The organism is Halorubrum coriense DSM 10284 (genome assembly GCF_000337035.1).
Classification (GTDB): domain Archaea; phylum Halobacteriota; class Halobacteria; order Halobacteriales; family Haloferacaceae; genus Halorubrum; species Halorubrum coriense.
On the sequence record NZ_AOJL01000036.1, the window covers coordinates 82,947 to 101,863 of the forward strand.

Sequence of the window (18,917 nt, forward strand, 5' to 3'; positions counted from 1 at the left end):
AACCGCCACACTGCGACCGGCTGACTCCCAAGTTTGTAAGTACCGTAGGGTACTCTCTGAAAACATGGATGTGCGTCGAACTGCCGTCGTGAAACTCGCTGTTTCCGACGAGCAACGCGACGCACTCCACCGAACCGCCGAACAATACCTGTACTGCGCGAACCGAACTGCCGACTACTGTTGGTCCGAAACCTCCTACACCGAGTGTAAGACCAACAAGCGAGGGGTTCGTGATGCGCTCTACTCCGAACTTCGAGAGGAGACAGACCTACAGGCCCAACTTGTCCAAGCCGCTATCAAACGCGCTGTCGAAGCCGTCAAAGCGTGTGTCGAACGGTGGAAAAAGGGACAGCGCGTCTCTCAACCGACGTTCACCGCCGAAACGATGGACTACGACACGCGCAGCGCGACCTTCTACCGGAACAAGGTGTCGCTGGCAACTGTTGAGGGACGAGTCGAACCGTCCTTCGTTCTCCCGGCAGACAGTCCGACGCCTTACGAGCGGTACGTACCCTCCGAAAACTACGAGTTCCGCGAGAGTACGCTTCGGTACGATGCGGCCACTGACGAGTTCTATCTCAACATTTCGACGCGGCGGACAGACGGTGACGATGAGGTTTCGGAAGATACCGGGCACCTCGATCAAACGGTCCTCGGTATCGACCTCGGCGTCAATAGCCTCGCTGTGTCCTCAACCGGCACGTTTTGGCAGGGAGACGACTACGACCACTGGTGTCGTGAGTTCGAGAAACGACGTGGTGAGATGCAACAGCACGGGACACAAGCCGCACACAAGACCCTGCTTCGCCTCGGGAAGCGTGAAGAAGCGTGGCGGAAACAGTACATCCACACGATCGCCAACGAACTCGTCTCGGAAGCCGTTGAACACGACTGTGACGTGATCGCGTTTGAGGACTTGAGCGACATTCGAGAGCGGCTTCCACACGCGAAGTGGCACCACGTCTGGGCGTTCCGACGCCTCGTCGAGTACGTCTCCTACAAGGCACCAGAGCAGGGTGTCTCCGTGGTACAGGTCGAGCCGAACCACACGTCCCAACGCTGTTCTCGGACGGACTGTGGGTTTACGCACCCGAACAATCGCGAGGGAGAACACTTTGAGTGTCAGAAGTGTGGGTATGAGGTGAACGCGGATTACAATGGTGCGAAGAATATCGGGCTCCGGTACGCTCGAAAGCGGACACACAGACTCCGCTCCTCGCCCAAGTCGGGGAGCGGAGACGCACAAGTAGACGTGCGTATAAATGGTGGGACGCTGAACGGTGAGAGTCACCAGCCTATTGCTGGCGACTGATTGCCGGGAGTCTACATCAAAGCCCTACCCTTAAGCACCGAGGCGCGGAGCGCCGAGGGAGTAAGGTAGGGTAGTTTACGCGTTCCGCTTCGTGTAGTGCTCCAGCGCGGACTCGATCGACGAGAGGTCGGCGGTCACTCGACTGTCGGCGACGCGCATGAAGCCGGGCGTGTACGACGACGAGTAGTCGAAGATCCGGTTGACGGCGCGCTTGGGCGCGGCGACGGCGCCGAAGTCGGTGACCGTGTACACCCGCGTGGTTGGGAAGGCGGTCCAGAAGGTGCCGCTCGCCCAGCGGTCCTCGTCCTCGAACGCCTCGCCGACGCGGCCGGTCGCGACGTACTCGTCGTCGGCGTAGAACAGCAGGAGGTCGCCCGCACCCATCTTCTCGAACGTCGAACCGTTGCCGCTGTCGTCGTCGACGGCCCACAGCCGCGTCTCGTCGAGGTCCGCGAGCGGCTCGGGGCGGTCGGGGTAGTCGGTGAGGTCGACCGGGGACCGGACGGTTCGGTCGAAGTTCTCCGGGTCGATCGGGACCAGGAAGACGTTCTCGCTCATTACCCGTCGTTTTGCCGGGAGGGGTTTAAACCCGTTCGTTGGTGCGTCGGGCCGGGGCCGACGCGGTCACTCCTCGTAGTCGGCGTACAGGCGGTCCATCCGCGCCGCCATCACGAAGTCTGCGCGGGTGAGCCCGCCGACCTCGTGGCTCCACATCTCGACGCCGACCTCCCCCCACGACAGGGAGATGTCCGGGTGGTGCCACTCCTCCTCGGCGAGTTCGCCGACGTCGTTCGTGAACGCCAGCGCCGTCTCGAAGTCGGGGAACCCGTAGCTCGCCTCGAGGTGGTGGTCGTCGACGACCTCCCAAGCGTCGCCCAGTTCGTCGAGGTGGTCGGCGCACTCGTCGCCGTCGAGCGGTTCCGCGTCGTCGCCGGCCGGCTCGACCGGCTCGTCCGCGAGCGGTGAGGACATACCCCATGTTGGACGACGAGCGGTTTGTACCTTCCGCGGGCGCGACGCGGACCCGCACCGATCGCGAGTCCGTCCCTCACCGGAGCCGCGAGAGCGCGTCGCGGACCGCGCGTCGCACTCGCGCGAGGCGTCCCGACTCGGGATCGTCGTCACCCGCGCCGGTCGCGCCGGGTTCGGAGAGCTCCCAGCCAGCCTTCTCGGCGGCCTCGTCGACCCGCAGGAACTCGTAGCCGGTCTCGGTCGCGACGCGCTCGTCCGCGCGGGTGGTGCCGACGAACACGCAGCGCGGGGCGGCGCTCTCCTCGCGGACGTCCGCGAGGGTCCCCCACTTGTCCCACTTCGTGAGCGCGTAGTCGTTGTCGATCCCGTACTCGCGGACGAACGCCGCGACGGCGTCGGTCTCGTTCGCGACGATTCCTACGTGGCGGCTCCACCGACGCGCGTCGTCGAACGCCGCGGGCGGGTCGGCGAGCGACCGCGCCGCACCGAGCGAGAAGACGAGCGTCACGTCGCCGTCACCGGTGGCCGTCGCGTGGATTGCCATCTCGATCGGACGCAGGCGGCCGGCGGCCTAAACGCTGTGGGGAGGCTTTTGTCCGGGGGCCTCTTCCGCTCCGAGGATGGAGTTCGAATCCACCTTCGGCACGGCCGCGCCGCTCGTCGGCATGGTCCACCTCCCGCCGCTTCCCGGATCCCCCAAAGCGCCCGACGACGGGCGCGAGGCGATGCGCGCCGCGGTCGACCGGGCCGCGAGCGACGCGCGGGCGCTCGACCGCGGCGGCGTCGACGGGATCATGATCGAGAACTTCGGCGACGCGCCCTTCTACCCCGACGAGGTCCCGCCGCACGTCGTCGCCGGCGTGACCCGCGCCGCGACCGCGGTCGCCGCCGAGACGGACCTCCCGATCGGGATCAACGTCCTCCGGAACGACGCCGAGGCCGCCCTCTCCGTCGCCGCCGCGGTCGGTGCCGACTTCGTCCGCGTGAACGTCCACACCGGCGCGCGCGTCACCGACCAGGGGATCGTTCAGGGGCGCGCCCACGAGACGCTCCGCCTGCGCGACCGGCTCGGCGTCGACGTCGGCGTCTTCGCCGACACCGACGTGAAACACTCCGCGCCGCTGACGCCGGCGGGGTACACCGCGGAGTCGTTCGCCGACACCGCCGAGCGCGGCCTCGCCGACGCCGTGATCGCCTCCGGGTCCGGGACCGGCGAGGCGGTCGACGCCGACGCGCTGGCCGCGGTCGTCGCCGAGCGCGAGCGCCACGGCCTCGACACGCCCGTCCTCGTCGGGAGCGGCGTCACCCCGGAGACGGTCGCCGACCTGCTCGACGTCGCCGACGGCGCGGTCGTCGGGACCGCGCTCAAGCGCGGCGGCGAGACGACCGCCCCGGTCGACGCCGACCGCGTCGCGGACCTCGTCGCGGCCGCCGGCGCGGTCCGGTGAGCGGGGCGCCGGAGTCTCCTAGCGACCGGCGTCGACGCCCCGGTCCGTCAGGAACGCCTCCACTTCGTCACGGGTCGGGAGCCCCGGCTGCGTGAACCGGGCGGTACAGTTGATCGCGGCGACCGCGGCCGCGAACCTGACGCCGCGAGCGACGCCGTCGCGGTCGGCGGACGACGCCGCGGGGTCCGCCGCGATCCACCGGTCGATCAGCCCCGCGGTGAACGCGTCGCCCGCGCCGGTCGCGTCGACCGTCTCGACGTCGAACGCGTCGAACCGGCGTACCTCGCCGCCGGCGACTGCCGTCATGCCGTCCGCGCCGTGCGTGAGAACGGCGCGGGGCCACGTCGGCCCGCGCCGCGACCGCGACCCGGACCCGCGGGCCCACTCCTGCGCGCTCGCCACCCGCTCGACCGCCGCCGTCGCCGACCCGAAGAACGCCGGCGCGGCGACGCCGTCCGCGACGAACAGGTCGGCCTCGTGGAGGAACCGGTGGATCGTCGGCGGTTCCGTGCCGCGCCCGACCAGCTCCTCGACGGACCCTGAGAGGTCGAAGACGAGCGCTGGCGGGTCGGCTCCGGACTCGCCGGCCTCGGCGGCGGCCGCCCGGAGCGACCGGACCCGGTCGAGGATCCGCCGCGCCGCGCGGTCGGGCGCGTAGGCGGTGAGGAAGACCGCGTCGGCGTCGGCCATCGCGTCGAGCGCGGCGTCGGTCGGTCGGAGGCCGCGGAAGCTCTCGCCCGCGGTGACGATGGCGCGTTCCCCGTCCGGGTCGCGGAGGATCAGCGACCGGGTGTGAGTGTCGTCGCCGACCGCGACGTGAGTCCCGTCGACGCCCGTCTCGGCGAGGTACTCCAGCGCCCGTCGGCCGTACTTGTCGTCGCCGACGCGGCTGACGAGTCCCGCGTCGCGACCGAGGCGGTCGAGCGCGACCGCGACGTTCGCGCCGACGCCGCCGAACGCGGACGTGACCTCCCGGGCGAACGCGCCGCCGTCCGGCTCCGGTAGGTTGCTGACCGCGTACCACTCGTCTATCGCGGCGGCCCCGACGGAGAGGATCGCGGGTGTGGCGTCGTCGCCCCCGTCTCCGGCGTCGGGTCCCGCCTCCGCTTCGGCGTCCGACGCCGTCGTCACGACTCCCCGAAGAAGTCGTCGTGGACTGCCATCGCGGCGTCGACGGCGATCGGTCCCTCGACGGTCGTCTCGCCGTCCCCCCGCTGGATCACCTCTTCGAGGGGGATCGCCACCCCGGCGTCGGAGAGTTCGCCGAGCGTCTCGTTGTCGACGCCGAAGACGACCCGGTCGATCCCCGCGTAGTGGATCGCGGTCGCGCACATCGGGCACGGCTCGGTGCTGGCGTACATCGTACAGTCGGCCAGCTCGTCGGCGTCGAGCTCGCGCGCGGCCCACCGCGCGAGCGTCAGCTCCGGGTGCGCCGCCACGTCGTCCTCGGTCCGCGTCTCGTTGCGCGCCTCGCCGACGACCTCGCCGTCGACGACGAGCAGCGCGCCGAACGGGGTGTTGCCCGCCTCCACCGCCTCCTCGGCGAGCCTGATCGTCCGCTCGACGTACTCCCGGTCGGTCGGGTCCGCCGGGAGGTCGTCGAGGTCGTGGAACTCGTCGCCGCCGGAGTGGTCAGCGTCGGTCATACGCCCCTGTTCGCCTCGGGGTACCTAACGGTTGGTACCGCCCTCGTCCGACGGCTTCGTGCGGTCGTCGTCCGGCGGCCTCGGGTCCCCGTCTCCCGACGGCGTCGGCTCGTCCCCGTCCGCGCCCTGCGACTGCCGCACGTCGCGGAGGGCGTCGACCGCGTCGTCGGTGGCGTCCGCGGTCCGCGTTTCGGTGACGCCGCTCGGGTCGAGGCCGTCGGGCTCGGCGGGGTCGCTCGGGTCGGGTTCGTCCCTGTCGCCGGCGCTCGCGTCGGTCTCGTCGCCCTGTTCGCCCGCGTCGTCGATGTCCTCGTCCGCGCCGAAGAGCCACGCGCGGACGGCGTCGATGAATCCCATGAGTCTGTCTCGTCGTCAGTAGTTCCTGAACAGCAGCGCGCGCACGTCGTCTTTCGTCCGCGCCGTCTCGACGCTCCCGTCCGGCAGGTCGACCTCGTACCGCGCGTCGCCGTCCGCCTCCCGCCACTTGTCGCCGTGGGTGTCGAGGAGGCTCATCATCGCGTTCAGCTGGCCGGCCCCGCCGTCGGCTCCCTCGTCCTCGTTGCCCCCGTCCGCGTCGCCTTCACCTGCGCCGTCCTCGCTCGCATTGTCTTCGTTTCCGTCGTCTCCGATCGCGCCCGCCTCGTCGTCGTCGGCTTCGTCGTCCTCAGGGTCCTCGGCCGGCCGGAGGTCGACGTCCACGCGTGCGAAGGGGTCGTCGGCGAGCGTCTCGGCCGCGTCGAGGACGGCGTCAACGAGCTCGCCCTTCGTCATCTCGCTCCGGCCGGTGATCTCGAAGGCGGCGGCGATGTCCGACAGGTCCATCGGGTCGTCCAGGTCGGGGTCGCTGCGTCGCCGGTTCCGGGCCGTCAGCAGGTCGCGGGCGCGGTCGCGGTCGAACGGGGCCGCGGCCGCCGCCGCGTTCTCCGCGTCGTCGGGCGTCTCGTCGGCGCGGTCGCCGCTCGGCGGCTCCGCGACGCGGTCGGGATCGTCGACCGCGTCCGCGAGGTCGAGCAGGTACGCGAGCGCGTCCTCCCGGTCGACGGAGGCGTACGGGCCGGCGTGGGCCGCGGCCAGCTCCTCGCGGAGCGCTTCGATCCGGGCCGCGTCGTCGTCGGTGATGTCGAGCGTTGGCATGGTGTGGTCACTGGTCCTCCTCGAACCGCGCGAGCGCGTCCGCCCAGCTCTCGGCGAACTCCGGCTCGCCGGAGTGGTCGGCCTCGACGTCGGCGTAGCCGCAGTCGTCGCAGCCGACGGCGGTGGCGCCGCCGAGCGAGAGCGACGAGAGGTCGGCTCCGCAGCGGGGGCACTCGTGCGACACGTTCTCGCGTGAAATCTCGTCGGCCGCGGTGAAAAACACACGGGGTCACGGGTGCGCGACGACGACCGCCCCGGGCCGCCGTCGACGCGACGGGGGTAACAGTCATTACACTCGGCGGAAACGTTCGAACATGAGTGAAGCGGACGCCGAGAACGTCCTCATCGAGTACTACCGGCGGTACGTCGGCGACCCGGACCGGACGATCGACGTGTACGCGGGATTCGGGCTGTTCTTCGCCGGCATCGCGCTCGGCGTGATCGGAGTCGTCGTGTTCCTCTACAGCGCGACGCTCGACCCGACCGCGCTGTCGACGTACGCGGTCCGCGAGGTGGCCGCGGTCGCGGGCGCGGTCGGGCTCCCCGCGCTGCTGTTCGGCATCGTCGTCCTCCTGCCGGTCGACCGCCGGATGCTGTACCTCGCGAGCGCCGGGACCGCGGTCACCCTCGCCGGCACCGGGGCGTTCGTCTGGGCGTACCCGCACAACTGGAACGTCGTCGTCAACCCCGACTACAGCGCGCAGGTGGTCGCCGTCTACGCCGCCGGCCTCGTGGCCGTCATCGGCGCGACTGGCGGCGCGCTCGTCGCGCATCGCGTCGAGCGCGCGACGGGCGGCGCGCCGGCGGCCGGCACCGCGGGCGCGGCCGGGGCGGGCGGCGCGGACGCCGACGGCGCGGCGGGGAACGCGGCCGACTCCGGCGGCGAGGCGGTCACCGAGGAGTCCGTCCGCGCCGACATCGAGCGCGAGTTGGAGGACGCGGAACTGACGTGGGGCGGGGTCGAGCGCTCCGAGACCCGTCGGCTCGAACTGAACACGAGCGCGGTCGACGAGGCGGACGTCGACGCGGAGAAGCTCTCGGGGTCGGCGACCGAGACGCGGACGACCTCCGGCACGGTCACCGACGCGGTCTCGGAACTGAAAGGGCTCCAGGGGGGCGAGGCGAAGACCGACAGCGGGCAGGGGACGGACGACCAGGCCGCGAAGCTCCGCGAACTGCGCGAGCAGCAGCGGGAGGAGGCCGAGGAGGCCGACGAGGACGGCTCGGTCGTCGACAGGATCAAGGGCCTGTTCGGCTGAGTCGCCGGCCCCTGTTGCTGGCGGTCGGCTCGGTAACAGCGTTTGGACGGCGGTGAGAACCGGCAACTGATTTGTGCGTTCGGTGACACACGGTCGCGTATGCCGGCGATAGCACCCTCCCGAGCGCGGGCGGCCGCGTTCGCGCTCTCCGTCGCCTGTCTGGTCCTCGTCATCACGACCCTCGGACTCTCGCCGTCCGTGATCACCGGTATCTCCGGCTCCGCGGCGGGGCCAGCGTTCGGTGCCGCTACGTGGTTCGCCCCGTCGCTGCTCGCGCTCTCCGCGCTGTACCGCGTCCGTTCGGACGGGTGGGGCTTCGACGCGTTCGTCCTCGGCGGTCTCGGCGTCCTCACGCTGGCGACGTTCCTCCTGAACCTCCGAACGGTCGTCGCGTCGCCCGTGGCGCTCACCTACGGGGGCGACGGCGCGTTCTTCGGGCCGCTGCTCACGCTCGCGCTGGGGTCGGCGATCGCGCTCGTCGTGCTGGCCGAGGCCACCGCCTCGGCGGCGGGCGGCTGACGGCGCACGACCGATGACGCGAGGCGACGGACCGCCGACCGCCGGCGATCGCCCATTTATATGTCTCCCGCCGCGTAGTCCGAGCGTGTCCCGCGTCACCGTCAGCATCGACCCCCACGTCCACTCCGAGGGGAGTTACGACGGCCACGAGCCGGTCGAGCTAATCTTGGAGCACGCGGCCGAGATCGGTCTCGACGCGGTCGTCATCACCGACCACGACGTGATCCGGGAGTCGAAACGCGCCGCGGAGATCGCCTCCGAGTACGGCCTGATCGGCATCCCCGGCGTGGAGGTGTCGACCGCCCACGGCCACCTGCTCGCGATCGGCGTCGACCGGATGCCGCCGCGGGGCGAGCCGTACGCCGACACGGTCCGCTGGATCCGCGAGCGCGGCGGCGTCGCTATCGTCCCCCACCCGTTCCAGCGCTCGCGCCACGGCGTCCGCCAGCGCAACATCCCGACGCCCGGGTCGGCCGACGAGACCGGCGACGAGGCGACCGGCGGAGAGACGGTCGGTGCGGAAGGAGGCAGGACGGGGGCGGCCGACGGCGGCGGGGGTGGCGGGGGGGGGGGGGGGGGGGGGGGGGGGGGGGGGGNGGTGAAAGACAGCGCGGCGACGGAGAGCGCGGCGGCGACAGACGGCGCGGCCGCGGAGGGAGCGGCGACCGGCCCGGAACCGGAGCCGCAGCCCGCCGCGCCGGTCGCCGAGGTCGATGCGATCGAGGTGTTCAACGCTTGGCTGTTCACCGGGTACCGAAACCGGCGCGCGCGCCGGTTCGCGGCCGAGCACGGCTACCCGGGCGTCGCCGCGAGCGACGCGCACCATCTCCAGTACGTCGGCCGGGCGTTCACCGAACTGGCGATCGAGGGCCGCGAGTCGGCGAGCGAGGTCACCGCGGACGACGTGCTGGCGGCGATCCGCCGCGGCACGACGACCGTCGACGGGCGGCGCGCGCCGATCCGGATGGCGGCGAAACACTACGTCGGCGCGGCCGGGCGCCGGTCGGCGTACTACGCGCGCACCGGCGCGACGAGGGGCGCGAGAGCCACCGTGCGGACCGCGACAGACGGGCTCGTCGCGGCGAAGGTCGCCGCGCTCCAGTCGGTTCACCGAACCCGGCGGTTCCTCTCCTGGTTCGCCTGACGGGGCGGGCCGGTCCGCGGCCGAGCGGCGACCGCCGCGGAGAACGGGGTTTTTGCCCGCGGCCGCGAAGGGTACCATATGAGCCACGACAGACGCGAGTCCGGGTTCAAGCGGCGGACCCGGGTCGCGGAGGCGAGGGCGACGCTGCTGGACGCCGTCGCGCCGCACGACCGCCGGGAGTCGGTCCCGGTCGCGGCGGCTGGCGGCCGCGTCGTCGCCGAACCGATAGACGCCCCCGCGCCCGTGCCGGGGTACGACCGGGCCGCGATGGACGGGTACGCGGTCCGCGCCAGCGACACCTTCGGGGCCGGCGACCGCTCGCCGGCGGTCCTCGCGGCCAAGGCCGCCGAGGCCGACGCGGTCGCGCCCGGCGAGGCTGCCCGCGTCCACACCGGCAGCGCGGTCCCCGAGGGGGCCGACGCGGTCGTGATGATCGAGCGGGTCGAGACCGTCGGCGACGAGGTCGAGGTGTTCGACGCGGTCGCGACCGGGGAGAACGTCGGCGAGGCCGGCGAGGACGTCGCCGACGGCCAGCGGCTCTACGAGGCCGGCCACGTCCTGCGCCCCTCCGACCTCGGCCTGCTGCGCTCGGTCGGCCTCGACGGCGTCCCGGTCCGCGAGCCGCCCGAGGTCGCCGTGATCCCGACCGGCGAGGAGCTGGTCGAGTCCGACCCGGGACCGGGCGAGGTGATCGAGACGAACGGGCTCACCGTCTCCCGGCTCGTCGAGCGGTGGGGCGGCGAGGCGCGCTACCGCGACGTCGTCACCGACGACCCCGAGGCGCTGCGCGAGGCCGTCGCGGCCGACCTCGACGCCGACGTGGTCGTCACCACCGGCGGCTCCTCGGTCGGCGAGCGGGACCTGCTCCCCGAGGTCGTCGACGACCTCGGCGAGGTGCTGGTCCACGGCGTCGCGCTGAAACCCGGCCACCCGGTGTGTCTCGGCCAAGCCGAGGGGACGCCGATCGTCTCGCTCCCGGGCTACCCGGTCGCGTGTATCGTCAACGCGGCGCAGTTCCTCCGCCCCGCGATGAAGCGGGCGGGCGGGACCAACGCCGAGCCGTTTCCGACGCGGCGCGCGACGCTCGACCGGAAGGTGGCGAGCGAGCCCGGGGTGCGGACGTTCGCGCGGGTGTCGGTGTCCGACGGGGACGGGGGAGACGACGCGCTCCCGACCGCGACGCCGACGCGAGCGAGCGGCTCCGGCATCCTCTCCAGCGTCGCGCTCGCGGACGGCTGGGTCGTCGTCCCCGAGCCGCGGGAGGGGATCGACGCCGGCGAGGCCGTCGACGTGGAGCTCTGGGAGGTGACGCCGTGAGCGACCGCAAGGAGTTCCGCGACCTCGCCGAGCCGGCGGCCGCCCGCGAGGCCGTCGACTCGCTCGACCTCTCGCCGGCCCCGGAGACGGTCTCGCTGGCGGACGCCCGCGGCCGAGTGCTCGCCGAGCGCGTCGACGCCGCCGTCGACGTCCCGGGGTTCGACCGCGCCTCGATGGACGGGTACGCGGTCCGCGCGCGGGACACCTTCGGCGCCGACGAGGCCGACCCGGCCGAACTCGACCTCGTCGGCGCGGTCCACGCCGGGGCGGCCCCCGACGTGACGGTCGAACCGGGCGCGTGCGCGGAGATATCCACGGGCGCGGTGATGCCGGACGGCGCGGACGCGGTCGTGATGGTCGAGCGGACGGACGAACTGGGCGACGACGGCAACGCGGACGGCGACGGCGGCGACGCCGCCCCCTCGCGGATCGCGGTGCGGACCTCGGTCGCGCCGGGCGACCACGTGATGACCGCGGGGACCGACATCGCGGCCGGCGCGCGCGCGCTCGGGCCGGGAACGCGGTTGACGCCCCGCGAGATCGGTCTGTTGTCGGCGCTCGGCGTCGACGAGGTCCCGGTCGAGGGGCGGCCGCGGGTCGGGATCGTCTCGACCGGCGACGAGCTCGTCCGGCCGGGCGAGGCGCTCGACCCCGGCCGCGGCGAGATCTACGACGTGAACTCGACGACGATCGCCGCCGGCGTCGAGGAGGCGGGCGGCGAGCCCGTCCTCTACCCGCACGCCGGCGACGACTACGACGAGATGGAGCGGCTGCTGCGCCGGGCGGCCGACGAGTGCGACCTCGTGCTCTCCTCGGGGTCGACCTCGGCGAGCGCGGTCGACGTCATCTACCGCGTGATCGAGGCGCGCGGCGACCTGCTCCTTCACGGCGTCGCGGTCAAGCCCGGGAAGCCGATGCTGATCGGGCGGCTCGACCGCTCCGCGGACGGCGAGGCCGCCGGGAGCGACGCCCCGGCCGGCGAGTCGGCGTACATCGGCCTCCCCGGCTACCCGGTGTCGGCGCTCACGATCTTCCGGACCTTCGTCGCGCCCGCGATCCGCGAGGCCGCCGGCCAGCCCGAGCCCGCGACGGCGACCGTCGAGGGGCGGATGGGCGTGAGCGAGCGGTACTCGGAGGGCCGCTTGCGGCTGATGCCCGTCGGCCTGCTCGACCTGGACGGCGACGACCCGCCGCTCGTCTATCCGGTCGACAAGGGCTCGGGCGCGACGACGAGCCTCGTCGAGGCGGACGGCGTGGTCGCGGTCGACCCGGACACGGAGTACCTCGACGCCGGGGAGGCGGTGTCGGTCGACCTGTTCTCGCCGGACGTGCGCCCGCCGACCCTCCTCGGCGTCGGCGAGGACGACCCCGCGCTCAACCGCCTGCTCGACCGCCTCGCGAACCCGCGGTACCTCGCCGTCGGCTCGCGCGAGGGGCTCCGCCGCCTGCGCGACGGCGTCCCCGACGTGGCGGTGACCGCGGGTCCGACCGACCGCGACGTCGACGCCGAGGTGCTCGGCGGCTGGACCCGCGAGTGGGGGCTCGTCGTTCCCGCCGGGAACCCCGACGAGGTGACCGGGGTCGCGGACCTCGTCGACCGCGACCTCCGGTTCCGGAACCGCCCGACCGTCTCCGGACTTCGGCGGAGCCTCGACGCGTCGCTCGACGACCTCGCGGACGAGCGCGACGCCGACCGCCGCGGACTCGCCGAGCGGATCGACGGCTACGAGCGCACCGCGAAGGCGTTCGAGAGCCCGGTCCGCGCGGTCGTCGCCGGCGACGCGGACGCCGGGCTCGGCCTCCGCGAGACGGCGGAGCGACTGGGCTGTGCGTTCGTCCCGCTGGGCGAGCAGTCGGTCGTCGTCCGCGCCGCCGCCGACCGCGTCGACCGCGGCCCGGTCGCGGCGCTCGCGGCGGAACTCGGGAACGGCGACGACGGTCGCGTCGGCGTCGACGCGATCCTGACCGACCTGCCGGGCTACTCGCGGAACAGTCGGAACGACCCCTGACCGACGACGACCTCGCCGCGGTCCCCGTTGGCCCCGCTCGTGACGGTCATCTCGCTGACGCCGATGGAGCCGCCGGCCCGGACGACTTCGGCCTCCGCCCGGAGGTCGCCGGTGGCGGGCCGGAGGTAGTTCACGTTGAGGTTCACGGTCGCGACCCCACCGTCGAGGGGGTCCTCGAACGCCGTTCGCTGCGCGACGCCGCCGGCGGTGTCGATCAGCGTCGCCGCGACGCCGCCGTGGATCGTCCGGCCGTCGGTGTTCGTGAGCTTCTCGTCGAAGGGGATCGAGAGCACTACCCGCCCTCGCTCGACCGTCTCGACCGACGTGTTCAGCCACGAGAGGTAGCCGTGTTCGTCCTCCAGTTTCCGCTCGACGAACCGCGTCGCCGCGTCGGGCAGCGGGTCCATCGCCGCGATCTCCGTCTGATCCATGTCCCGCCGGTCGTCCCGGGACGGCTTGTAGCCCCCGGAAACGCGAGACAACCGGCGATCGATTGACCGACGGCTCACCCGACGCCGAGCCGGATCGGGTCGTCGCTGGGGACGACCTCGACCGTCACCGACTCGCCGACCGAGAACTCGCGGTCCGGACAGACTAGCTTGACGCCGAACCGGTCGCCCCGCGCCGCGAACAGGGACAGCCCCACGACGCGCTCGCCGTTCGCGAGGACGTCGACCGGGTCCCACTCGATCCGCGGCGCGCCGACCGCCGCCTCCGAGCCGTGTTCGGTCGCGGTCCCGACGGGAGTGCCGAAGAGCGAGACGGCGTCGCCCGGTTCGAGCGCGGCGGGCTCGGATCCGCCCGTCGCGGGCGTCTCGGAGCCGATTTCGAACGCGCCACCACCCGCGTAGTGCGTCGCCCCGCCGTCGAGCGGGACCCCGCCGTCGCTCGCGAGCGCGGCGAACGACCGCTCGCCGTCGCCGCGTCGCGGGGCGCCGAGGACGACGTGGGTCGGGCCGCGCTCGACGACGGCTCCCGTCCCGTCCCACGCGACGGGCTCGACGGGGGCGTCGACGGCGACGGGGAGCGACCCGCTGGCCCGGAACGGGTTCGCGTCCGGCGGCCGGAAGCCGAGGTGGACGTGGTCGTCGACCCACTGGCCGAAGAAGCCGGACCGCGTCGTCGGGCCGAGCGCGTCGCCGACGGCGACCCGGTCGCCGGGCGACACCTCGGGGATCACGTGGAGGATCCGCGCGACGGTCCCGGTGGGAACGCCGGCGCGAGCGCACCACTTGTCCGCGAGGTCGACGACGATCAGGTGGTCCTCGGCGGCCGCGTACGGACGGTCCGGGCAGCCGACGGTCCTGACCGCGCGGACGACGCCCGCGACCGGGGAGCGCCCGACGCCGTCGCCCGGGTAGAGGTCGACCGCGCGCCCGCGGCGGTGGGCGGGGTACGGCGAGTTGAACCGGGAGAACTTCTCGTACCACTCGACGACGGCCGCGGGGAGCGCGACGGTCGCCTCGGGCGGGTCGGTCACGGATCGGCGACCTCCATCCCGCCGACCACGAACCGCGCGCCGCCGGCGTCGGACTCGTCCACCGAGAGCGTCCACCCGTGGGCCTCGACGATGTCGCCGACGATCGCCAGCCCCAGCCCGGTGCCGCCGCCGAGCGACACGCCGCGCTCGGTGACGCGCTCGCGCTCCGCCGCCGGGATGCCCGGGCCGTCGTCGCCCACGGCGACCGCGACGCGGTCGCCCTCGACGGCGACGGAGACGGCGACGCTCACGTCCTCCCCACCGTGTTCGATCGCGTTGCGGAACAGGTTCGAGAGCAGCTGTTCGAGCCGGTCGCCGTCGGCCAACGCGGTCGCGTCGCCCTCGACGGTCAGCGTCGCGTCCCCGGTCTCCAGCCGCGACCAGACGCGCCTGACCGTCCCGTCAAGCGAGACGCGGTCGAGGTCGTCGACCGTCTCGCCCGCCGTCGCCAGCGCGAGCAGCCCCTCGATCATGTCGTCCATCCGCTCGTGGGCGTTCGCCGCACGGTCCAGCGCGCCGTCCGGGTCGTCGCCGCGCTGGCGGGCCAGCTCGACGGCCGCGGACGCGGCGGCGAGGGGGTTCCGCAGGTCGTGGGAGACGACGCCCGCGAACTCCTCTAAGCGCTCGTTCTGACGCTCGAGCTCGGCCTCGCGACGTTCGAGCGCCGCCTGTCGCCGCTCCCGCGCGGTCACGTCGCGGAGGAGGAAGACGTGCCCGCGGTCGGTCCCGCGCGGGTCGGTTATCGGGTTCTCTTGGATGTCGAACTGGCGGTCGCCGATGGCGATCGGGTGTTCGACGCCGACCTCCAGCCGCGGGAACACCGCCGACAGCGACGAGCCGACCGCGTCGGGCGGGAGGACCGCCTCGGCGGCCGGGTTGAGGTCGCGGATCCGGCCGTCGGAGCCGGAGACGATCACGGGGTCTTGCATCACCTCGACGGCGGTGTCGCGCGCGACGACCGCGGCGTCGAGCGTGCCGAGCCAGAAGACGGTGCCGTAGAGGAACACGCCGTGGATCACGAACGCCGTGGGGAGCCACGAGAGGTGCGCGTAGCTCCCGGTGTCGACGAACGTCGCGACGCCCGCCAGGAACGGGAACAGCGTCCCGAGCAACACGACGAACGTCTGGAGGCGGTAGCGGTTCCCGGTCCGCTCGTAGAGGTCGACGACGAGGAGCGCGCCGGCGACGCACAGCGCGAACGCGAGGAGGACGTACGCCCCCCCGACGGGGCCCAGCCCGTAGCCGAGCAGCGTGAACGGCCCGTCGACGACGGGGGTCACGGGTCCCCGGGCCAGCCCGTGGGTCTCGCTCGACCACGCGAGGAGGACCCAGACGAAGGCCGGCGTCGCGAGCGCGACGATCCGGTTCTCCGTCCGCCAGCGGTCGTGGCCCGTGAACGCCAGCGCGAACAGGATCCAGAGGACGGGGAGCGCGCCGACCAGCGGCGTCGCCAGGTTGAGCGCGACCCGCATCGCGACCTCGCCGGGCGCGCCGATGCGGAGGGCGTACAGGAGGGAGATGCCCCCGCCGCAGAGCAGGTAGAGCGCGACCTCGAGCCCGCCCGGCTGGTCGCGCTCCCGCCACGCGACCCGGCCGAGCCAGAGCCCGATGACCCCGGCCAGCAGGCAGGCGGTCAGGTACGCTTGGACCGGCAGCGCGCCGAGATCGCTCATCGATACCTGTACCACTTCCACGGCCGACAAAACAGTTGTGTCACGCGGTCGCGGTCCGTCGTCCCGGCTCGGTGCGCCCGGCGCTCGGACGGGCTCGACGCAACTGGCTAGTGCGTCCCCGTCGTCCGTCCGAACATGCGCGTGTACCGGGGGGAGTTCGAGACGCCCGCGGCGGACCGGGAGCCCGTCGCGGAGCTGTTGGCGGCCGCGGCCGACGGCGTGCCCAGCGTGCGCGTCACCGCGCCGCCGCGACAGGTCGCGTTCGGGCGTCGAGACGCCCGCGAGGCGGGGTTCGACCGCGCGAAGCGAGCGGCGCGCGACGCCGGCTTTCCCCCGATCGAGCGCGACGTCGGCGGGCGCGCGGTCGCGTACACCGGCGCGACGCTGTCGTTCGGCGTCGCGGTGCCGACGGGCGAGGGCCGCGGGTCGATCGACTCCCGGTACGAGACCGCGGTCGAGACGCTCCGCGACGCGCTCCGCGGCCTCGGTGCCGACGTGGCGCGCGGGGAGCCGGCGGCGGCGTTCTGCCCGGGCGACCACTCCCTGCGGGTCGCCGGCGGCGGAAAGGTCGCCGGGCTCGCACAGCGCGTCCGGGCCGACGCGGCGCTGGTCGCGGGCGTCGTCGTCGTCTCGTCCGCGGACGCGGCCGCGGTCGCGACCGTCACCGAGCCGGTGTACGACGCGCTCGGACTCCCGTTCGACCCGGACTCGGTCGGGAGCGTCGCCGACGCCGGCGGTCCGGACGATCCCGACGCCGTCGCCCGCGCGGTCGAGACCGCGTTCGTCGAGGGGTCGTGGGGGGACGGTGAACGCCGCGTCGTCCGCGTCGACGGGGCAGCCGACTGAGCGCGCCGCGCCGCACGGTTCCGACGTTTCGACGTGCTTTTTATGCGCGGGGGTCTGCGTTCGGGCATGGCCGAATTCAAAGTCGTCGTCGCCGACCCCGAGACCGGCGAGACGTTCCAGCGAGAGGTCGACGGACAGGACGCCAACCGATTCCTCGGTCGCGAACTCGGCGACGAGATCGGCGGCGACGCCGTCGGACTGCCCGAGCACACCATCGAACTCACCGGCGGCTCCGACGAGACCGGCCGCCCGATGCGCGAGGACGTCTCGGGTACCCGCCTGAAGGAGCTCCTCCTGGAGGGCGGCGTCGGCTTCGAGCCGTCCCGCGAGGGCGAGCGTAAGCGGATCACCGTCCGCGGTCGCGAGATCGACGACGACATCGCGCAGATCAACGCGAGCGTCGTCGACGGCGACGGCGACGTGGCGGCCGCGCTCGGCGAGGACGACGCCGAAGCCGACGAGTAACGACGCCCGGATGCCTCGCGTTCCCTCCGACGGCGAGGACGTTTGCTCCGTTCGCGTCTCGCTCGCCCGCAGCGGCGGCACTCGCCGCCCGTGCGTCAGGCTCCCCGACGACGACGCGCTTGACGGCCGGATCGAGTCCGGCTCCTGCGACGCGCTCGGCGTGAGCGCGGGCGACGTCGTCCGCGTCGCGTTCGACCGCGAGGAGTACCACGCCCGGGTCGCGGCCGACTCGCGGGGACGGCTCCTCCGGGCCGCGTTCGACAACCGGCGCCTCGCGCGCGAGACCGGCGAGGGGACGAACCGCCTGACCGAGTGGCTCGACGCGAACGGTCGGGGTCCCGGCGACAGCGTCGTCCTCGACGTGGTGGTGCCGGGCGATCTGTACGGGCTCCGGGTCCCGGGCGAGCGGACCGTCTACGACGCGAACCGCGGCCCGCGCTCGTCGCTCGCGGACATCGCTCGCGACGTGGACGGGTAGCGCGCGTCCGCCTCCGGCCGCGTAGCGCGCCCCGGACGTCGGCCCCCGCCCTCCGGCGCAGCGACGCGGCGGCAGGTCGGATCGCTTATTCTCGCTCGGTCCCGAGATCGGTTCATGCAGGAGGTCGACGCGGATCTGACGGCGCTCGACCGCGCGATCATCAACGCGTTCCAAGGCGGCTTCCCGGTCGCGGAGCGCCCCTTCGACGCGGCGGCGGCCGCGCTCCGGGAGCGCGGCGTCGACGTGACGGGGCCGGCGCTCGCCGAACGCGTGCGCGAGCTCGACGAGGAGGGGATCCTCTCGCGGTTCGGCGCGCTCGTGAACGCCGAGAAGATCGGCGGGGCGGCGTCGCTCGTCGCGATGCACGCGCCGGAGGACCGCTACGAGGAGATCGCCGAGACCGTCAACGAGTTCACCGCGGTCGCGCACAACTACGAGCGGGAACACCCGCACCTCAACATGTGGTTCGTGGTGAGCGTCGCGGACCACCCCGACCCCGACAAGGACGGCGGCGACCGGGTCGAGGAGGTGCTCGCGGAGATCGAGGAGGCGACGGGGCAGGAGACGTACAACCTCCCGAAGATACGGGAGTTCCACGTCGGCGCGAAGTTCCTCGTCGACGGGCCCGTCCCCGAGGGCGACGCGGACCTGTCGGAGCTCGGCCCCGCGGTGACGCCGAGCGACCGCGACACGCTCACGCCCGACGAGCGCGACCTCGTCGTCGAGATCCAGGGCGGGCTCCCAGTGACGGAGACCCCGTACGCCGACGTGGCCGCCGCGATCGACGCCGACGTCGACTGGGTGATCGAGACGATCAAGCGGTTCGACGCGGAGGGGAAGGTGCGCCGGGTCGGCGTCATCCCGAACCACTACGCGCTCGGCTACACGGAGAACGGGATGACGGTCTGGAACGTGCCCGAGGACGCGCTCGACGAGGTCGGCCCCGTCGTCGCCGACCTAGACTTCGTCACGCACTGCTACGAGCGCCCGCGCCACGCCGGCGTCTGGGAGTACAACTTCTTCGCGATGACGCACGGCCGCACGGAGGCCGAAAGCGAGCGGCGGATCGCGGAGGTCAGGGACCTGATGGACGACTACTGGGACGTCGGCGCGGACGACTGGGACACCCTGTTCTCGACGCGCATCCTCAAGAAGACCGGCATCCGCATCGCGGACCGGGCGGACAGCAACACGGCGTGACCCGCGCCGCGACCG

General features: G+C 72.9%; 22 protein-coding genes. 11 read left to right on the forward strand and 11 right to left on the reverse strand.

Going from position 1 to position 18,917, the window contains the following annotated elements; genetic code table 11:
* Positions 1 to 64 precede the first annotated feature (64 nt).
* A complete protein-coding gene (locus C464_RS09255; protein ID WP_049911012.1) occupies positions 65 to 1,312 on the forward strand; it encodes an RNA-guided endonuclease InsQ/TnpB family protein in 1,248 nt (415 codons plus the stop codon).
* A 75-nt stretch (positions 1,313 to 1,387) separates the two neighbouring features.
* Here the strand turns inward: C464_RS09255 and C464_RS09260 are convergent, their stop codons facing one another.
* The 3 genes from C464_RS09260 to C464_RS09270 all read right to left on the reverse strand — a co-directional run bounded on the left by C464_RS09260 (position 1,388) and on the right by C464_RS09270 (position 2,828).
* Complete coding sequence (locus C464_RS09260; protein ID WP_006113424.1) at positions 1,388 to 1,870, reverse strand: hypothetical protein; 483 nt, start codon at positions 1,868 to 1,870, stop codon at positions 1,388 to 1,390.
* Positions 1,871 to 1,936: 66 nt separating this feature from the next.
* A complete protein-coding gene (locus C464_RS09265; RefSeq protein ID WP_006113425.1) occupies positions 1,937 to 2,284 on the reverse strand; it encodes a 4a-hydroxytetrahydrobiopterin dehydratase in 348 nt (115 codons plus the stop codon).
* A 76-nt stretch (positions 2,285 to 2,360) separates the two neighbouring features.
* Positions 2,361 to 2,828 (reverse strand): DUF7124 domain-containing protein, encoded by a 468-nt coding sequence (locus tag C464_RS09270; protein WP_006113426.1) that lies wholly within the window; start codon positions 2,826 to 2,828, stop codon positions 2,361 to 2,363.
* A 76-nt stretch (positions 2,829 to 2,904) separates the two neighbouring features.
* Here C464_RS09270 and C464_RS09275 point away from each other — a divergent pair, with 76 nt between their 5' ends.
* Complete coding sequence (locus C464_RS09275; RefSeq protein WP_006113427.1) at positions 2,905 to 3,732, forward strand: BtpA/SgcQ family protein; 828 nt, start codon at positions 2,905 to 2,907, stop codon at positions 3,730 to 3,732.
* A gap of 18 nt (positions 3,733 to 3,750) precedes the next feature.
* On the opposite strand, the gene C464_RS09280 is transcribed toward C464_RS09275, so the two are convergent.
* Genes C464_RS09280 through C464_RS19235 form a run of 5 tightly spaced genes read right to left on the reverse strand, consistent with a single transcriptional unit; the run spans position 3,751 to position 6,696 of the window.
* Positions 3,751 to 4,863, reverse strand: coding sequence for a carbohydrate kinase family protein (locus tag C464_RS09280; protein ID WP_006113428.1), 1,113 nt, complete (start codon positions 4,861 to 4,863; stop codon positions 3,751 to 3,753).
* Positions 4,860 to 5,378, reverse strand: a complete 519-nt coding sequence (locus C464_RS09285) for a nucleoside deaminase (protein ID WP_006113429.1) — start codon at positions 5,376 to 5,378, stop codon at positions 4,860 to 4,862. Before C464_RS09285 ends, C464_RS09280 begins: the two co-directional genes overlap by 4 nt.
* Before the next feature lie 24 nt (positions 5,379 to 5,402).
* On the reverse strand, positions 5,403 to 5,735 hold the full coding sequence (locus tag C464_RS09290; RefSeq protein ID WP_006113430.1) for a hypothetical protein: 333 nt from the start codon (positions 5,733 to 5,735) through the stop codon (positions 5,403 to 5,405).
* A 15-nt stretch (positions 5,736 to 5,750) separates the two neighbouring features.
* The gene (locus C464_RS09295) at positions 5,751 to 6,512 is read right to left on the reverse strand and encodes a hypothetical protein (protein ID WP_006113431.1); all 762 of its coding nucleotides are present in this window, start codon (positions 6,510 to 6,512) and stop codon (positions 5,751 to 5,753) included.
* A 7-nt stretch (positions 6,513 to 6,519) separates the two neighbouring features.
* Complete coding sequence (locus tag C464_RS19235) at positions 6,520 to 6,696, reverse strand: hypothetical protein (protein ID WP_167539338.1); 177 nt, start codon at positions 6,694 to 6,696, stop codon at positions 6,520 to 6,522.
* 130 nt (positions 6,697 to 6,826) lie between these two features.
* Between C464_RS19235 and C464_RS09300 the strand changes: the two genes are divergently transcribed.
* The 5 genes from C464_RS09300 to C464_RS09320 all read left to right on the forward strand — a co-directional run bounded on the left by C464_RS09300 (position 6,827) and on the right by C464_RS09320 (position 12,760).
* Entirely contained in the window at positions 6,827 to 7,771 is a 945-nt protein-coding gene (locus C464_RS09300) for a DUF7139 domain-containing protein (RefSeq protein ID WP_006113433.1), read from the forward strand.
* A gap of 99 nt (positions 7,772 to 7,870) precedes the next feature.
* Positions 7,871 to 8,290: a hypothetical protein gene (locus C464_RS19240; RefSeq protein WP_006113434.1), complete on the forward strand. Its 420-nt coding sequence runs from the start codon at positions 7,871 to 7,873 to the stop codon at positions 8,288 to 8,290.
* 85 nt (positions 8,291 to 8,375) lie between these two features.
* On the forward strand, positions 8,376 to 9,434 hold the full coding sequence (locus C464_RS09310; protein WP_006113435.1) for a CehA/McbA family metallohydrolase: 1,059 nt from the start codon (positions 8,376 to 8,378) through the stop codon (positions 9,432 to 9,434).
* Between the two features lie 78 nt (positions 9,435 to 9,512).
* Positions 9,513 to 10,751, forward strand: a complete 1,239-nt coding sequence (locus tag C464_RS09315) for a molybdopterin molybdotransferase MoeA (protein ID WP_006113436.1) — start codon at positions 9,513 to 9,515, stop codon at positions 10,749 to 10,751.
* Entirely contained in the window at positions 10,748 to 12,760 is a 2,013-nt protein-coding gene (locus tag C464_RS09320) for a molybdopterin biosynthesis protein (protein WP_006113437.1), read from the forward strand. The genes C464_RS09315 and C464_RS09320 overlap by 4 nt, the downstream gene beginning before the upstream one ends.
* On the opposite strand, the gene C464_RS09325 is transcribed toward C464_RS09320, so the two are convergent.
* The 3 genes from C464_RS09325 to C464_RS09335 form a co-directional block, all read right to left on the reverse strand.
* A complete protein-coding gene (locus C464_RS09325; protein ID WP_006113438.1) occupies positions 12,730 to 13,191 on the reverse strand; it encodes a PaaI family thioesterase in 462 nt (153 codons plus the stop codon). The two genes, C464_RS09320 and C464_RS09325, sit on opposite strands and share 31 nt — an antisense overlap.
* Positions 13,192 to 13,265: 74 nt before the next feature.
* Positions 13,266 to 14,240: a hypothetical protein gene (locus C464_RS09330; RefSeq protein ID WP_006113439.1), complete on the reverse strand. Its 975-nt coding sequence runs from the start codon at positions 14,238 to 14,240 to the stop codon at positions 13,266 to 13,268.
* Entirely contained in the window at positions 14,237 to 15,913 is a 1,677-nt protein-coding gene (locus C464_RS09335; protein WP_006113440.1) for a sensor histidine kinase, read from the reverse strand. Before C464_RS09335 ends, C464_RS09330 begins: the two co-directional genes overlap by 4 nt.
* 135 nt (positions 15,914 to 16,048) lie before the next feature.
* Between C464_RS09335 and C464_RS09340 the strand changes: the two genes are divergently transcribed.
* The 4 genes from C464_RS09340 (at position 16,049) to ahbB (ending at position 18,902) form a co-directional block, all read left to right on the forward strand.
* Positions 16,049 to 16,759 carry a lipoyl protein ligase domain-containing protein gene (locus C464_RS09340; RefSeq protein WP_006113441.1) on the forward strand — a complete coding sequence of 237 codons (711 nt, stop codon included), beginning with the start codon at positions 16,049 to 16,051 and terminating at the stop codon, positions 16,757 to 16,759.
* Positions 16,760 to 16,825: 66 nt separating this feature from the next.
* Positions 16,826 to 17,224 carry a 30S ribosomal protein S6e gene (locus tag C464_RS09345; protein WP_006113442.1) on the forward strand — a complete coding sequence of 133 codons (399 nt, stop codon included), beginning with the start codon at positions 16,826 to 16,828 and terminating at the stop codon, positions 17,222 to 17,224.
* Between the two features lie 10 nt (positions 17,225 to 17,234).
* On the forward strand, positions 17,235 to 17,702 hold the full coding sequence (locus C464_RS09350; protein WP_006113443.1) for a DUF7112 family protein: 468 nt from the start codon (positions 17,235 to 17,237) through the stop codon (positions 17,700 to 17,702).
* A gap of 114 nt (positions 17,703 to 17,816) precedes the next feature.
* Positions 17,817 to 18,902, forward strand: coding sequence for a siroheme decarboxylase subunit beta (gene ahbB / locus C464_RS09355; RefSeq protein ID WP_006113444.1), 1,086 nt, complete (start codon positions 17,817 to 17,819; stop codon positions 18,900 to 18,902).
* Positions 18,903 to 18,917: the final 15 nt, after the last annotated feature.

Bases quoted from the DNA above. Each gene is read 5' to 3' on its own strand.
- C464_RS09340 (WP_006113441.1), top strand. From the start codon at position 16,049: ATGCGCGTGTACCGGGGGGAGTTCGAGACGCCCGCGGCGGACCGGGAG.
- C464_RS09270 (WP_006113426.1), bottom strand. From the start codon at position 2,828: ATGGCAATCCACGCGACGGCCACCGGTGACGGCGACGTGACGCTCGTC.
- C464_RS09260 (WP_006113424.1), bottom strand. From the start codon at position 1,870: ATGAGCGAGAACGTCTTCCTGGTCCCGATCGACCCGGAGAACTTCGAC.
- C464_RS09325 (WP_006113438.1), bottom strand. From the start codon at position 13,191: ATGGATCAGACGGAGATCGCGGCGATGGACCCGCTGCCCGACGCGGCG.
- C464_RS09345 (WP_006113442.1), top strand. From the start codon at position 16,826: ATGGCCGAATTCAAAGTCGTCGTCGCCGACCCCGAGACCGGCGAGACG.
- C464_RS19240 (WP_006113434.1), top strand. From the start codon at position 7,871: ATGCCGGCGATAGCACCCTCCCGAGCGCGGGCGGCCGCGTTCGCGCTC.
- C464_RS09350 (WP_006113443.1), top strand. From the start codon at position 17,235: ATGCCTCGCGTTCCCTCCGACGGCGAGGACGTTTGCTCCGTTCGCGTC.
- C464_RS09285 (WP_006113429.1), bottom strand. From the start codon at position 5,378: ATGACCGACGCTGACCACTCCGGCGGCGACGAGTTCCACGACCTCGAC.
- C464_RS09295 (WP_006113431.1), bottom strand. From the start codon at position 6,512: ATGCCAACGCTCGACATCACCGACGACGACGCGGCCCGGATCGAAGCG.
- C464_RS09300 (WP_006113433.1), top strand. From the start codon at position 6,827: ATGAGTGAAGCGGACGCCGAGAACGTCCTCATCGAGTACTACCGGCGG.
- C464_RS09290 (WP_006113430.1), bottom strand. From the start codon at position 5,735: ATGGGATTCATCGACGCCGTCCGCGCGTGGCTCTTCGGCGCGGACGAG.
- C464_RS09275 (WP_006113427.1), top strand. From the start codon at position 2,905: ATGGAGTTCGAATCCACCTTCGGCACGGCCGCGCCGCTCGTCGGCATG.
- C464_RS09265 (WP_006113425.1), bottom strand. From the start codon at position 2,284: ATGTCCTCACCGCTCGCGGACGAGCCGGTCGAGCCGGCCGGCGACGAC.
- ahbB (WP_006113444.1), top strand. From the start codon at position 17,817: ATGCAGGAGGTCGACGCGGATCTGACGGCGCTCGACCGCGCGATCATC.
- C464_RS09255 (WP_049911012.1), top strand. From the start codon at position 65: ATGGATGTGCGTCGAACTGCCGTCGTGAAACTCGCTGTTTCCGACGAG.
- C464_RS09315 (WP_006113436.1), top strand. From the start codon at position 9,513: ATGAGCCACGACAGACGCGAGTCCGGGTTCAAGCGGCGGACCCGGGTC.
- C464_RS09335 (WP_006113440.1), bottom strand. From the start codon at position 15,913: ATGAGCGATCTCGGCGCGCTGCCGGTCCAAGCGTACCTGACCGCCTGC.